Consider the following 14,844-nt stretch of genomic DNA (forward strand, 5'->3'; position numbering starts at 1 on the left):
AAGGGAGTATCAGGAAAATGTCCCCAGTGTACAGACAGGAGTATTTCAACTGGAACTTCCGAGCCCGTTACACGGTATCCGCAAGGGATGGAGGGCTAACCGTACGATGCGGTGTTTCTCGAGTGGAAACGAAGGGGGTTCGGGATGGCTGGTATTCGACGGCGATACCGTGTAGAAAGCTGTCGTGAAATCGGTGTCGAGAGATCAGGGAACTACACCGACGGTGAGCAACGTTCCGAACTCACGGTATCGCTCGACCATCTCCTCGCGGGTGTCCCACTCCTCGAGCGGGAAGTCAGCCTCGTCTGGTATCGTAACTTCGCGGTCAGGGATATTGTCCTGTTCTGCGACGTGAAAGCCTGCATCACGGAACGCATCCCGGTACTGTCGACGACTCCAGCGAGTCATTTCTACCGAGATGAACTGATCCCATTCGTGAGAGTGGACGTTTTCCTCGTAGTAGTTAACGGCACAGTAGAACGTTCCACCGGGTCGGAGGACGCGGGTGAGTTCGCGGAGCGTTTCGACTGGATCGGTAGCGTAATAGAACGCTTCCATCGACCAACAGTGGTCGATTGAGTCGTCGGCTATCGGCAGCGAGTCAAAATCACCGACGACGTAGCCCACGTTCTCGTCGTCCGTATAGCCTGTCGCGTTTCGAGCCATTTCAGTGGACCCGTCGAGGCCGTACACTCGACCAGCCTCTCTGGTGGCACGGAGTGCTCGCCCTGCATAGCCGCTCCCGCAGCCGAGGTCGAGGATCGTATCGTCGGGCTCAACGGGCATCCGCATCAATGCCTGTTTCGCGGTGTTCCAGTGGCGTTCCTCCATCCCTCGATCCCGACCACTCGTTGCCCAGTCGTCGAACTCTTCGCGAACGCTCATGTCCAGTCGATGGGTTGTCCAGAAATAAACCCGTTCGCATAGAACTCTCTGGTCGAACCCGTCCGCCGGTGTTCGGCCGCTTCTATTCGGGTGGTGATTCTGTCGCATGCGGCTGATCGGCGACGGTCGCGTCTCAGATATCCGACGATAACGACACTGATCACGGCTATAGCGTCACCCTTGTCCATCGAAAGTGTCGCCAATGCGACTCTGTCACCCGTTTCCACTGTGCTGATAGTTAGCGGTAGTTTTTTAGGTTTGCCTAAAATAGTGATGGTGAAGGGTCGTCACCGAACGAAATCCGTGGGCATCTGGATTTCGTCTCGATACTCGGTGAGTCTCTCTGTCCCACCCTCGAACTATTTCAGACCCTTCCTCCGATTTCCGGAATCAGGTATACAGCGAGAACTACATCCGCACTCTTAAGGGAATGCCGAAAGTTGTTCACGCTACTATGGATTATACGCTTGAAATTGACGGGACACCGGAAACGGTACCAGGTGGGACTGGTGTGTTGCTTCTTCATCCGAGCACCGGTGAAACGGATCGAATCGACACAGACTTCCTGAAAACCGACACTGACAACTTCCTCGTCGTTTCGACACGAACCACCGCTCGAGAAGTCCGGCAGAAACTCGAGTACTACGACGTCGATGAAAAACGGGCCGAAATTCTTGACACGCTGAGCATCGAACGCGGCTACTCGCGCCGGTCGAGCGACACCGTCCACTACGTTGCCGCACCTGATGACATCGATGGGATCGTCGCACACATCGACAGCTTCCTCGACGAGCACGATGGAAAACTCCGCATTAGTTTCGACTCCGTCACCGAACTCGCCTACTATGCCGGGGAGGAACGAGCCCTCGAAGCGGTCGAACGGATCCTCGAACGACTCGCCGAGCACGATGCGGTCGGCCTCTTTCACCTCTCAGAAGAACCGCATGATACGGCGACCGTCGATGAGTTTCGCGCACTGTTCGACGGCATAATCGATCTCGACGAAGACGGCAGCGTCGACGCCGACTTTTAGCGCAAGTCAGTCAGCGAGCGGATCGATACCTGCTACCACGTCGATTACGACTCATCAGCGAATACGTCGAACGTCTTCTCGGCCCAGCGAATCGCGTACTCGGGACCGTGGTCTCGATATGCATCCGTATCGAGGGCAGCAAAGGGGGGCGGTAGTTCGATTGCGTGCTTGATCGCGGCACATGCGAGTTCAGTCGCGTCAGCGAACGACGTATCACCGCGCGCGACGGCTCGAGGCAGCCCAGCTACCCGATCCTCGAGACGGTTCCCGGCGTCCTGCCAGGCGTCGGCGAGTTCGGGATGGTCGCCGGGCCAGGTTGCGAATTCGTCCCGTGTCTGGAGGCCGACCCAGCCATCGTACAGTGCCGCCGCGACCTGGTAGGTGGCGTTCGGATCGAGAGCAACTGCCGCGTCGAGGTCGCGGTAGGACTCCTCGAAGAAGCCGATGAACTGTTCGGATTCCTCGAGTCCTAACTGAACGAACGCTTCGGCGAGCAGGAAATCGACGAACGAATCGGGCGAGCCTTCGATTCGGGGTTTAACGATAACGATTGGTGGTTCGGTCTGACGCGTCCAGACGATACTGCCGTCGCCGGGCATCCCGATGGTGAAATCCGAACTCACGTAGTGCTCGAGCACGGTCGGTGCGTCGTCAGGAAGCCATGTTGCAGGATAGCTCGCGGGCTCGAGTGCGTCAACGAGTAGACCGAGATCTTCGGCCTGAGCCGGTGGTAGCGTTTCGAAGTCGCGTTTGCAGTCGAAGACGAGGGTATCGGGGGCGTGTGACTCCCGAACGGCCTCGACCCGGTCCGGGATCGGACGGGTCTCGAACATCAGGAGAGCGCGGTTTGGAAGACGAGCAGGATCGACAGCAGCGCCGATACAGCGACCGTAGCGAGAACGACCTTGGTTGCAGTGCTCATGTGCATGGCGTCGTCTCCGTATCGCTTAAATCCATCTGTCTGACCTCGGCCCGACGGTGATTCTCACTCTCGGCTTACCACGTTGTGTGAGCCTCGGCCGGTCACAGGCACTCGTATCAATGTCTCATTCGAGGCGAAAGCATCGATTCCGCACCCGAAAGAGATTCGAACCCCATTATTTCGTGTGGAACGGATACGGATAACACAGCCTGCAAGCCGAAAGTCAGTAGAAAAGTTAGAGGAGAAACGACCCGGTGGCGAAGGGGAACGGTGCAGTAGAAACGGTTCGGTGGCAATGAGGAATAGTAAAAACCCTCTTGGTTCGGTCAGTTGTGATCGTGACGATCACACGTCTCCGTCGTCACCTTCACGCCACGAGTCCGGGACATCGATAACGTACCGACCGTCTTCCTGGAGGGAGATGATGTACTCGTCGCGGTTGTAGAGTTCCATAAGGTTGAGTTCGTACTGTCCTGGTCGAACGATTTTGATGCTCTCGAACTGTTCGTTGAGTTCCGCGCGAAGATCTTCGATCGAAGGGCGATCGCCGCTCGGTTCGCTCACGACCCGTCCGTGTTCGGGAGGCTGGCCGTCGTTACCACCCTCGGGAGGCAGATCGTTACCATCTACATCAGACGTTTCTGTGTCACCCGACATTTCGACTGAGCCTCTGGTATCGGTAGTACGCTCCAAGCGATTTCGATCGGTAGCCTCCGAGTTGGTTGGGATGTCGTCCGACGGGACCACTTCGCTACGGGCGTTGGCCTGTGCCGAATTCTCGTCGTCTTCAAGAGAGGGGTTGGAGGCGTCCGGAGATGGGTTCGACTGATCGGCGACCGGATCGGCCTGTTCTTCATGATCGTCGTCCGAAATATCGATCGAAGATCCGGATCGGTCCTCAGGCCGCCGCGCCGTTTCGGGCCACTCCGGGAACTCCCCAGTTCTCGTTGATTTCTCTTCGCTGTCCTCTGCTTTTCCGCGAGTCGGCCAGGAGCCATTCGGCTGAGAGGATGCCGTTGTTGGCCCGGAATAGTGTTGTTCGTCAGAGTCCGCTCCATTCCGAGAAGAATTCTCAGCGGGTGCCACCGGATCTTCAGCCGGGCTTTCAGACGAGTCCGCTGATACCCACTCCCGAACTGTCTCCGCGGCTCGCGCAGTGACGCTGTTCGACGCAGACGACGCGGATCGCTCTGGAGAACCGGCAGCATCGGTCGATCCCGCCGAGTCGACGGCGGTGTCCCCCTTCCCAGAAGTCGTGACCGAACCCGAATCACCACCCTCGTCGAACGATTCAGTTGCGGCCGCGGCAGTCGGCGCAAACTGGAATTTGTTGCCGCCGCAGTCAGGACAGCCCGACAGCATCTCCTTGGAGCCGTCGGCGAACGTCCGGCCGCAGTTCGTACACTGATGTGGCATTAGTTACGGGAAACGAGCGCGCTGATGAGCGTTTCGTCCTTGTGAAGCGTCTCGATCTGATTGGCTGGGCCGATCACTGTCAGTTTCGTTTCCGTCTGATCGTTGCCCATGATGCGACCGAGCAACGACGAATCACGGGTTTCGGATTTCGGATACGTCTCTATCTCAATCCCGTTGAACTCGTCGGGACTTATCTCGGCCATCGTCACCTCGATGAGCCGGCTCTCTTCGTCGGGAGTCAGTCCCTCCTCGAGAATGACGATGTTACCGTCGTGAACGCCGTCCAAGATCATCCTGATCTTCTCCATCGTCGCCATCCCGTCCATTCGCTCGCCGCTGATCAGGTCGATCTGTACGCCGTCGGATGGCTCCGAATCGTCCGCGTTTGTAGCTTTCGGCATCGTAATCACCCGAAGTACTCCGCGATCTTGCCGTACACTTCGTCCATGTTGTTGCCTTCCTTTGCGGAAAGGGGAACGGTAGTATGTTGGGGAAACGCGTCTTCGATACGCTTGACACTCGATTCCTCGAGATCGGTTTTGTTCGCGAAGATTAGAACCGGGAGATCGCGGGATTCGATGATGCCGATCAGCATCGTATTGACTTGCGTGATCGGATCTTCCGCACTATCCAAGACATAGATAACGCCGTCTACATCTTCTCGAAGCCAGTGCATCGCCTCGGCAACGCCTTCCGTCGCTTCACGCGAGCGCCGTATGGCGTCTTCTTCGTCCATCTCGTCGGTGAATTCCTCGTAATCGACTTTCGTCGTCACGCCGGGCGTGTCGACGATATCGATGGTCACCGTCTTGCCATTTCGTTCAATCTCGACGTTTTCTTTCCGCCGCGCGCGTCGCGTTTCGTGAGGGACGTGACTCTCAGTACCGATCGCATCGCCGGTCCAGTCGCGTGCGATACGGTTCGCGAGCGTCGTTTTCCCGGCGTTGGGTGGGCCGTAGATACCGATTCGTTTTGGCTCCTGTTCGGAAAACAGGCGATCCGTAACCCGAGAGATACTATCTTTGAGTTCTGTGAACAGTCCCATCTGTGGGGGCCTCCAGCACCGCGGGGTGCATCTGCGCTGACTACAGACTGGACTCACTTAAGCCTACGTCAGACGAGTTGATAGTCCGACATCGGAGAGTTATCGCTTGGCGTCGTTTTTCTTTTTTATTAGGACAAGTGGAGAGCTGCGAGTAATAGCTTAGATGACCGACGGATTGGTGCCGAAAATAGTTGCCGGGTCGACACTATCCGACTATCGAATGCAGTAGATACGAAGATCGATAGCAGCAGATCTCTAGTGCAAACAGTCTATCGAGCGATCAAAGACAGAAAGACAGGTATTGGAATGAAAGGATCGTTGTGTGTCTGATGTCTTTCCGCCGATTTTGCTCACTCTACAGATTTTCTGTTGACAGTACGCTGGCCATGCAGCGCGCTGAACATGTGATATCTTCTGTTGACAGCACACTGATCACGTGAGGGAGAACGGACACGGTGGAAGAGGGAGAGCCGTATTGACCCCCCACCCCTTCGTTTCAAGTGGAAACTCTGCACCTGAGATAAGGGGCGAGCAATCGTCTCTGGTACGAGGGCAAGAACGAACTTCGACTCGGATTTGTATACGGACGATATACGACCCATATTCGGTCGATTCAGCACGTATGAGTTATCGAACCCTTCAGCTATATAGAGGCGGAGGACTCTACAGAGCAAGGGAGAAGCAGTCAAGAAGTCGTTATGAATAAGAACAACCAGTCTAGTAAAAACTAGCTATTCCTAATACTACGGACCGAGTTTTCCCCCCAAATACATAAAACCCCACTGTTCAGAGGTTCGCGTTCCTTACCCCTCCTTCGGACTGTTCCAGTTGAAACGAAGGGGTGGGGGGGTCGAGAAGGTGACCGACCCGAAATATATCGTCATCGGTCCACTTGCCAGTCGAGTTCGATCGAGTTGGGTCAGTGAACGCGTTCGAGTTGGGTCAGGGCACAGTCCGTAGTAGTGCGAGCAGAAATACTCAAGCACGCGCTACCTCGTTGGGGGTCAAACAGATCTAACGCAGAAACGGACGAACGACGACCGAGTCTCACACGCTTTCGGTCTTCGAGGACACCTTCGTGTTGTCCCCCGGAGGAAGTCTCGAACTCCAATGTGGGGGGGCGAATTCCAACAGGCTGAGGATGTCAAATGCAGGGGAACTCACCCATCTTCGACATCACGTATCTTACGGTAATCACGTTCCTGAACGTGATACCAATTCCGAAATAGCACACATGCGATCTCAAGAATACAATACACGCAAATAATCATTTGCCAGGATCTGACAAACTCCTCACACCATTCTATTCTTGATGTATCCCCTCATCTCACCCTGGCTAGTATAATTATACTGTTGGATAGACTCTGATGAAATAGCACCACGAGCAAAAAGGAAGGGAAGAATTTATTATCATGCTTTTCCTCTCTTTCGTTTGCATCAACTGGACCCGAATCGGATAACTGAAGCAGTGGATCCTCTGCAGGAGGCCATCACACTGTATAATACCTAACCGCTGGTTCGTGCTCCACTCGAAACAAAGGGGTTCGCATACGACGAATGTCAGACGACGATTCAGAAATCGCGAGATCAGACGAGGTCGAGATAGACGGAACGAACAGGTTTTCGTCGAATTTCGAGAACGCTGATATCGATGACGAGGGGGAGTCAAACCAAGGGTTGTTCGACGACCTGCTCAGCGGGGAACCGATTTTCGAGAACAAGGAAGTTCTTCGCCCGTCTTATACGCCACACGAGCTTCCTCATCGAAGCGATCAAATCAATAAGATGGCTACGATTCTCGTCGCTGCACTCCGTGGCGAAACCCCGTCAAATATTCTAATTTACGGGAAAACAGGCACTGGAAAGACTGCAAGTGCTAAATTCGTTAGTAAAGAACTCGAGAGTACCTCTCAAAAGTACAGCGTCCCCTGTGACGTCGAGTATATCAACTGCGAGGTTACCGATACGCAATATCGCGTTCTCGCACAGCTGGCAAACAAATTTATCGAAAAGAACAAAAGGCGGATCGCCGATAGGGTCGACGAGCTCGAGTCTCTGCTCGAAGCCGTCGATGCCTACGAGTCTTCTGATAGTCAGAGTACTCAGAGTACTGATGCCGGTGGAGAAGCAGGCCTCCAGACGTCGTCGGATCCATTCGACGTCGACCCCGGCAGCGAGTCCGAACTGCATACTAGTAGTTCGACTGGAGACGGTATCAGTCCTGAGTCGGTCGATTCTCCACCTGAAACGGAGGGGTCGAATGAGGAATACGCATCGCCAGTACCCGGGGACGAAGTCGACCGAATCGACGGGGATGACAACCACCGTGGGTCCGAACGCCTTTCGGCGAATCATCCTCTCGAGTCGACACCGTTTGCCACGAGCGACGAGGTAAAAGATCGAATCACGGAACTCGAAGACGACAGGGACTCGTTCGAAGACGTTCCCATGACCGGATGGCCGACGGACCGTGTTTACAGCGTCTTTTTCGATGCCGTCGATTACGACGAACGCGTCGTCGTCATCATGCTCGACGAGATCGATAAACTCGTCGAAAAAAGCGGCGACGACACGCTCTATAACCTCTCGCGGATGAATTCCGAACTCGAGAATTCGCGTGTATCGATCATAGGGATCAGCAACGATCTGAAGTTCACCGACTTTCTCGATCCACGGGTCAAATCCTCGCTGGGTGAGGAGGAAATCGTCTTCCCGCCGTACGACGCGAACCAGTTGCGCGACATTCTCGAGCAACGATCGGAGGTCGCGTTCAAGAAGGGTGCACTCTCCGAGGACGTCATCCCGCTGTGTGCTGCCTTCGCGGCGCAAGAACACGGTGATGCCCGGCGCGCGCTGGATCTGCTTCGGACAGCCGGTGAGTTGGCCGAACGATCCCAGGCCGAGACGATCGTCGAGGAACACGTCAGACAGGCCCAGGACAAGATCGAACTCGATCGCGTCGTCGAGGTCGTCCGCACGCTGCCGACGCAAAGTAAACTCGTCCTCTTTGCGATTATCTCGCTCGAGAAAAACGGTGTCCACAGCATCAATACAGGCGAGGTGTTCAACATCTACAAGCGCCTCTGCGAGGAGATCGATGCGGACGTCCTCACGCAGCGGCGCGTCACCGACCTGATCAGCGAACTCGATATGCTCGGTATCGTCAACGCGATCGTCGTCTCGAAGGGACGCTACGGACGTACCAAGGAGATCAGCCTCTCCGTTCCACTCGAAGAAACGGAGGCCGTGCTGTTGAGCGACTCTCGCTTGAGCGATATCGACGACATACAGCCGTTCGTCCAGGCACGGTTCGAAAACTGAGACGGTAACGCTGTTCCGGTTCCTGGCTGCTAGACAAACTATCCGTCCATAGACAGGCTATCCGCCCATAGACAGGCTATCCGCCCATAGACAGGCTATCCGCCCATAGACAGACAATCCCGTCCATCTTATCTGCAGAGGCATCTCAGCAGAGCAATCGCGCCTCACGATTTCTCGACTGGCATCCTACCTTTCTTGCACCGCAAACGGTGTCCCACGACATTTCTCACCCCCTCCGTTTCAACTCCAGATCGATCGACTTTCCGCTTTCCCAGGGATTCGCGACCGATCCCGATCGATGGTTGAGACACCGAACCGAAACAGCGACGGACGAAGTGAACTACCCCGCCCTACTCGTCGCCTTCGGTCGCTCCGTAAGGATCGCGCGGGACCGAAGGTCCCGCTGACCATGCGAACGGCGGAGCCGTGAGCAGACGGGGCATAGCACCCTCTCTTCCAGCTAAAGACCGGAGTCAAGCCGACGAAACGTGCGTCGAACCGCAGGCGATGAGACGATTAGCGACTGTGTCGATCGATGGTCACCGCGGCACCGGCGATACCGGCGACGCCGCCAACGGCGGCAAATCCGCCATTCCATCCGAACCCGGGAGCACCAGTCTCTGCGGGCGTCGGCGATGCCGTAGCCGTTGCAGGTGACGCTCCCTGTAGCGGTGGGCTCGACGGATATTCGGGAACGAGAATCCCGCCGAGAAGTCTATCGAAGGTCAATCGGATCTTGCCGAGCCACGGAATTCGGTACTTCGATTTCCCTTTGATCCACTCGGTTTTGACGATCGAAGTATCGGCGCCACTGGTTCTCCCGATCTGGTCGTAACTGGGATTGTTGTCGCCCTTGGTAACGAATCCGTCGTGAGGAGCAGGACAACTCGCGACTTCTGTACACGTCGCACCGTCGGTAAACTCAGGATTGGCCTTGGTATTGACCCACTTGTCTCCCTCCTCGACCCAGAAATGGGCGCGATGGATCACCGGCGTATCAAATCCACTACCATCGGGCTTGAAGACGACAACGTCACCGGCTTTCCCGAACTTGGTATAGCCCGTCTCCTGCCCTTGCTCGAGGGTGACGACGCCGGTTCCTTCGACGGACCCGTCGCCGACGAATCTGCCTTCCTCGACGACGAATACCAGATCACCCCGTTCCATGTGCGGTTGCATGCTTCCGCTCTCGACGGCGACGAGAGGGGGCCAGATGCCGCTTACTCCGAACAGAAGAAGGCCGACAACGGCGACGATGGCGACGCTGCTCAGTATATCGCGAATCATCACCACGTTCTCGTCGTTGGTACCGAGGAACCAGCGAACGAAGCCGTCGTCGGCGATCGTAACGGCGTCAGAATCAGAATCAGATCGAGTTGTCTCCTCCGACCTGTGAGCGCGACCGCCGATTTGGTTCCGTCGGTCGGGTTCGTCGCCAGAATCGTCAGGGGGGTTGTCGGTGCTAGAACCGCTCATCGTAACTCGCTTTGACCGGCCCAACAATCAACTTTCTGTTCAGAGGAATACTGAATGGGCCAAACTATGAGCGGCCCGTATCAGTTCCGGCCGCTACCACGAATAGAACGAGTGCGAGTATACTCGATGCACCGACGATAGCGATCGATCCGAAACCGGTCGCCATCCGTATCGAGTCGATCGTCAGTCGAATCTGACCGATCCACGGAACTCGAGTCATCGCTTTGCCGGTCACCCAGTGGGGGCTGACGACGGTCGTCTCCGCACCCGAATGCGGGACCTGGTCGTACGCCTCGTTCGCATCACCTTTCGTTACGAACCCGTCGTGGGATGCTGGACACGACGGGATATCCGTGCAGGTTGCTCCATTCATCAAACCCGGATCAGCCGCCGTTTGGACCCAGTTTTCGCCGTCTTCCACCCAGAAGTGGGCGCGGTGGATCACCGGCGTGGCCGTCGGATCGCCGTTGGGCCGAAAGATGATAACGTCTCCCGGGTTGTTGAATTTCTGATACTCACTTTCCTGGCCACGATCGAGGGTGACGACACCGGTTCCGTCGATGGCGGCGCCGTCGGCGAATCGGTCTTCTTCGACGATGAAGACGAGGTCGCCTGTCTGCATGTTCGGCGACATACTGCCGCTTTCGACGGCGACCAGTACCGGAAACTGGCCGCTGATCGCGAAGAGAAGCAGGCTGGCGACGGCGACACCGACGAAGGCCATCGCAATGTTCCGACTCACGGCAACCATGCGGTCGTCGGTCTCGAGAAGCCAGCGACCGATCCCATCCTCGATTCTGACCGCGTCGGATCTACCGTATCGAGACGTGGTGTCGGATCTCGTCTCGTTCTCGTCGTCCGCTATCGTCACGCCGGGTCTCGGGTCCTCATTCCGAGAGTCGGGCTGATCGAAATTCCGTTTCCCGGCGTCGGGACCGTCCATCGAGACCCCGTTTCTCGGAACGAAGCATCAACTTTCCGGCGAAGGTCGGGTTCTGGAAATCCGGCCGTCGTGTAGCCTTCCGTACAACTCTCCGATTCGGTACACGTCTCGCGGCGGGTAGCTGCGATTCACGGACCGGGATTCGCTATCCTTTTGCCGTCGCTCGAGAATGCGTGGCGTGTGCCACTCGAGGCTCCCGCTCGGATCGTCAGCGAACTCACGACCCGCGGGTACAATGCAGAACGCGAGGCGGTGACGCAACTCGCCGCGGCCCCGAACCCAACTGCAGCCCTCGAGCGCGTTCTCGAGGAAGTGCCGGACGATGCACTGGTCGTTCGGACTGATCACGTCCAGGCAGTCCTCTCGACGAACGAATCCGCAGATTCAACTCGAGGGGACGCTGTCGGCGCGAGTAGCGCGTCCGAATCCGCGGACCCAACCCCCTCCGTTTCGACTGGAGCCGACTCGGCACGGACGTCCAAATCGATCGACCCATCTCCAGTTGAAACGGGGGGGTCGACCGCCGCAGCTCGCTCCGTCGACCCGTCGAAACGTTCGCTCGAGATCGTCGGGGATATGACCGGCCAGAGCACTGGAACGGGGGAGTACGGTGACTTCGTCTCGGTCTTCCGGGACAGACTCGACCGACTGGGCGCGAAGCTTCGCGCCCGGATCAACCATCGGCCCGCGTCGGCGATTCAATCCATGCCCGGCGGGAGCGAGGCTGGGATGGTCGGCCTGGTCAACGACATCCGATCGACCGCGAGCGGTCACTGGCTGATCGAACTCGAAGACGCGACCGGAACCTTCCCCTGGCTCGTGATGAAGGATCGGGAGTACGTCGACCTCGTCGACGAGTTGCTCTGCGACGAGGTCCTCGCGATGGAAGGGACGCTTGCCGACGATTCAGGGATCGCGTTCGTCGATTCGATGTACTTCCCGGACGTACCGCGGACTCACGAACCGTCGACGGCGGACCGACACGTCCAGGCGGCGTTGATCAGCGACGTTCACGTCGGTAGTGAGGAATTCATGGTCGACGCGTGGAACGCGTTCGCTGAGTGGCTCCATACCGAGCAGGCACAGCACGTAGAATACATGCTGCTCGCGGGAGACATGGTCGAAGGCGTCGGCGTCTATCCGAATCAGGACGACGAACTCGACATCGTCGACATCTACGAGCAGTACGAGGCGTTCAGCGAGCATCTGAAGAAGGTACCCGGCGATATCGAGATCGTCATGATTCCGGGGAATCACGACGCGGTTCGCCTCGCCGAACCCCAACCCGGATTCGACGAGGAGTTGCGGGAGATCATGTCTGCCCACGATCCCCGTATCGTGAGTAACCCGTCGATGGTCACTCTCGAGGGGGTTTCCGTCCTGATGTACCACGGCGTGTCGCTGGACGAGGTGATCGCGGAACTCCCCGAAGAAAAAGCCAGCTACGACGAGCCGCACAAAGCGATGTATCACCTCCTCAAGAAACGCCACGTCGCCCCGCAGTTCGGTGGTCACACGCGACTCGCGCCGGAAGAGAAGGATTACCTCATCATCGACGAGGTTCCAGACATCTTCCATACGGGCCACGTCCACAAACTCGGGTTCGGGAAGTACCACAACGTCCTCGCGATCAACTCCGGCTGCTGGCAAGCCCAGACCGACTTCCAGAAGAGCGTAAACATCGATCCCGACGCCGGGTTCGCTCCGATCGTCGACCTCAACACGCTGGATGTGACCGTACAGAAATTCTCCTAATAGAATTCGAGGCCGACCTTCCGCGTACGGCGCCGCCACCAGTGGCAAATCCCGTCTCGATGTCCGTTTCGTTCGGTTGTTGCACTCTTTTCGGCGGCGGTCGGCCCGCTCGAGAATCCGATACTCGCGGAAATTGTCCGCTCACACCCCCGCATGACTGGTTCACTTTTGCCCTTCGTCGACGACTCGGTCTCTCACGCCGGAACTCGTCCTACGGTTCGAGTCGAAACCGAACCGTCGGTGATCCGTCGAATCGGGGACCTCGGCCGTGACGTTGGAAGCCAAGTTCTTCGGCTGCGGTCTCGACGGAGTCGGCGTCCTGTGACGCGAGTAGTTCGACGGCCATCGACTCCCGTTCGGCGAATCGAACCGGTTCGGCAAGCAGTCGCTTACAGGCCTCGCCCGTCCCGTCGAGCTGGGTGACGTGAACGGTGTCTTCGCGCGCATCGAAGCTGATGAAACCCAGCAAATCCTCCGGATCGGAGCCGTCATACTGCGAGTCCGACACGTCGGCGTTCGGATCGTGGCTTCCGTCCTCGGCGACGCGCACCGTCCGATCGTGGACGAGATTTCGCATCACGTCTGTCGGGGAGTCCGCGATCGACGCGAGCGCGTCGGCGTCGGCCTCGAGTGCATCCCGTACGTTCATCGACGTATGGTAATGCTGCGCACAACAATAAATCCCGGTCGCAAATGCGGTGCGTGAGTGGTTTTGTGATTGTCAAATTTTGGGACGACCGAAGGTCGACTCCCGTTCGATTGCAGACCGGTAACGACGCAGTCGATGGGACACAGTTATTTGCTCGCTCTGGTAACGGACCGAGTATGAGTCACAGCATCGCAATGCAGGTCCGCTGCGAGGTGGCAGTATGCGCGTCGTAGCGAAGTTCGGCGGAACGAGTCTTGGCAGTGGCGATCGGATCAACCGCGCCGCGGATTCTATCGCGGCCGCGGTCAAGGACGGCCACGAAATCGCGGTCGTCGCCAGTGCGATGGGGTCGACCACTGACGAACTACTCGACGAAATTACGTTCGAAACCGACGAAGCCGACCGGGCCCAGATCGTCAGCATGGGTGAGCGGACGTCGGTTCGAATGCTCAAGGCCGCGCTGTCGGCCCGCGGAATCGACGCGATGTTCCTCGAGCCGGGTAGTGACGACTGGCCCGTCGTGACCGACGAGTACGGCGAGGTCAACGTCGAAGAGACCCAGAAACGCGCCACGAACGTCGCCGCTGAACTCGATGAGACGGTCCCCGTTATCACCGGCTTCCTGGCGGAAGGACCCGACGGCTCGATTACGACGCTCGGTCGCGGCGGCAGCGACACCACGGCGGTTATGATGGGCAAGTACATGGACGCCGACGAAGTCGTTATCGTGACGGACGTCGAGGGCGTCATGACCGGCGATCCCCACGTCGTCGAAGGGGCTCGTAACGTCGGCGAAATCTCCGTCGACGAGCTTCGAAACCTCTCGTTCCGCGGGGCCGAAGTCGTCGCACCGTCCGCGTTGTCGTACAAAGGCGGAAAGCTCGACGTTCGCGTCGTTCATTACCAGCACGGTGATCTCCTCTCGGGCGGGACCAGCATCGAAGGCGAGTTCAGCAACCTCGTCGACCTGCGCGAGCGTCCCCTCGCCTGCCTGACCATCGCCGGCCGCGCGATCCGAAACCAACCGGGCATCTTCAATCACCTCTCGGAGGCACTCGCGGAGAGCGACGTCAATATCGACGCCGTCGCCAGCGGAATGGACACAGTCACGTTCTACATCGACGAATCAGAGGCCGAACGCGCCGAAAACATCCTCCACCGCGAGGTCATCGCTCGCGACGAACTCTCGAGCGTCACCGTCGACTCCCCGATCGCCGTCGTTCGGGTGACCGGCGGCGAACTCCCGAACCAGCCGGGAATCATAAGCGAGATCGTCAACCCGCTCGCCGAGGCCCGCATTCACCTGCAGGACATCATCACGAGCGCGACGAGCGTCGCCCTCTTCGTCAACTGGGACGACCGGGAGGAAACGCTCGAGTTGACCCAGGACCTGTTCTAG

Annotated in this window: 13 protein-coding genes; 4 read left to right on the forward strand and 9 right to left on the reverse strand. The window is 57.7% G+C overall.

Going from position 1 to position 14,844, the window contains the following annotated elements; translation table 11 throughout:
- Positions 1 to 204 precede the first annotated feature (204 nt).
- Entirely contained in the window at positions 205 to 885 is a 681-nt protein-coding gene (locus HYG82_RS34230) for a class I SAM-dependent methyltransferase (protein ID WP_179261631.1), read from the reverse strand.
- A 454-nt stretch (positions 886 to 1,339) separates the two neighbouring features.
- On the opposite strand from HYG82_RS34230, the gene HYG82_RS34235 reads away from it, so the two are divergent.
- Positions 1,340 to 1,918, forward strand: a complete 579-nt coding sequence (locus tag HYG82_RS34235; protein ID WP_179261633.1) for a DUF7090 family protein — start codon at positions 1,340 to 1,342, stop codon at positions 1,916 to 1,918.
- A gap of 44 nt (positions 1,919 to 1,962) precedes the next feature.
- Here HYG82_RS34235 and HYG82_RS34240 read toward each other — a convergent pair whose 3' ends face one another.
- From HYG82_RS34240 to HYG82_RS34255, 5 genes are all read right to left on the reverse strand, one after another.
- The gene (locus tag HYG82_RS34240) at positions 1,963 to 2,751 is read right to left on the reverse strand and encodes a DUF7089 family protein (protein ID WP_179261635.1); all 789 of its coding nucleotides are present in this window, start codon (positions 2,749 to 2,751) and stop codon (positions 1,963 to 1,965) included.
- Complete coding sequence (locus HYG82_RS44650; protein ID WP_425495350.1) at positions 2,751 to 2,840, reverse strand: hypothetical protein; 90 nt, start codon at positions 2,838 to 2,840, stop codon at positions 2,751 to 2,753. Before HYG82_RS44650 ends, HYG82_RS34240 begins: the two co-directional genes overlap by 1 nt.
- Before the next feature lie 345 nt (positions 2,841 to 3,185).
- Positions 3,186 to 4,256, reverse strand: a complete 1,071-nt coding sequence (locus tag HYG82_RS34245) for an OapC/ArvC family zinc-ribbon domain-containing protein (protein WP_179261637.1) — start codon at positions 4,254 to 4,256, stop codon at positions 3,186 to 3,188.
- Positions 4,256 to 4,657: a DUF2073 domain-containing protein gene (locus HYG82_RS34250; RefSeq protein ID WP_179261639.1), complete on the reverse strand. Its 402-nt coding sequence runs from the start codon at positions 4,655 to 4,657 to the stop codon at positions 4,256 to 4,258. Before HYG82_RS34250 ends, HYG82_RS34245 begins: the two co-directional genes overlap by 1 nt.
- Before the next feature lie 5 nt (positions 4,658 to 4,662).
- Positions 4,663 to 5,301, reverse strand: coding sequence for an Era-like GTP-binding protein (locus tag HYG82_RS34255; protein ID WP_179261641.1), 639 nt, complete (start codon positions 5,299 to 5,301; stop codon positions 4,663 to 4,665).
- Between the two features lie 1,557 nt (positions 5,302 to 6,858).
- Between HYG82_RS34255 and HYG82_RS34260 the strand changes: the two genes are divergently transcribed.
- Positions 6,859 to 8,622: a Cdc6/Cdc18 family protein gene (locus HYG82_RS34260; protein ID WP_179261643.1), complete on the forward strand. Its 1,764-nt coding sequence runs from the start codon at positions 6,859 to 6,861 to the stop codon at positions 8,620 to 8,622.
- A gap of 516 nt (positions 8,623 to 9,138) precedes the next feature.
- Here HYG82_RS34260 and HYG82_RS34265 read toward each other — a convergent pair.
- Together HYG82_RS34265 and HYG82_RS34270 are read right to left on the reverse strand one after the other, a co-directional pair.
- Positions 9,139 to 10,098 carry a S24/S26 family peptidase gene (locus HYG82_RS34265; protein WP_179261645.1) on the reverse strand — a complete coding sequence of 320 codons (960 nt, stop codon included), beginning with the start codon at positions 10,096 to 10,098 and terminating at the stop codon, positions 9,139 to 9,141.
- A gap of 64 nt (positions 10,099 to 10,162) precedes the next feature.
- Positions 10,163 to 11,041: a S24/S26 family peptidase gene (locus HYG82_RS34270; RefSeq protein ID WP_179261647.1), complete on the reverse strand. Its 879-nt coding sequence runs from the start codon at positions 11,039 to 11,041 to the stop codon at positions 10,163 to 10,165.
- Positions 11,042 to 11,221: 180 nt separating this feature from the next.
- Between HYG82_RS34270 and HYG82_RS34275 the strand changes: the two genes are divergently transcribed.
- Positions 11,222 to 12,796 (forward strand): DNA-directed DNA polymerase II small subunit, encoded by a 1,575-nt coding sequence (locus tag HYG82_RS34275; protein ID WP_179261649.1) that lies wholly within the window; start codon positions 11,222 to 11,224, stop codon positions 12,794 to 12,796.
- A 211-nt stretch (positions 12,797 to 13,007) separates the two neighbouring features.
- Here HYG82_RS34275 and HYG82_RS34280 read toward each other — a convergent pair whose 3' ends face one another.
- Complete coding sequence (locus HYG82_RS34280; protein WP_179261651.1) at positions 13,008 to 13,445, reverse strand: hypothetical protein; 438 nt, start codon at positions 13,443 to 13,445, stop codon at positions 13,008 to 13,010.
- A 220-nt stretch (positions 13,446 to 13,665) separates the two neighbouring features.
- Between HYG82_RS34280 and HYG82_RS34285 the strand changes: the two genes are divergently transcribed.
- On the forward strand, positions 13,666 to 14,844 hold the full coding sequence (locus HYG82_RS34285) for an aspartate kinase (RefSeq protein ID WP_179261653.1): 1,179 nt from the start codon (positions 13,666 to 13,668) through the stop codon (positions 14,842 to 14,844).

The organism is Natrinema halophilum, assembly GCF_013402815.2.
In the GTDB taxonomy this organism is placed as follows: domain Archaea; phylum Halobacteriota; class Halobacteria; order Halobacteriales; family Natrialbaceae; genus Natrinema; species Natrinema halophilum.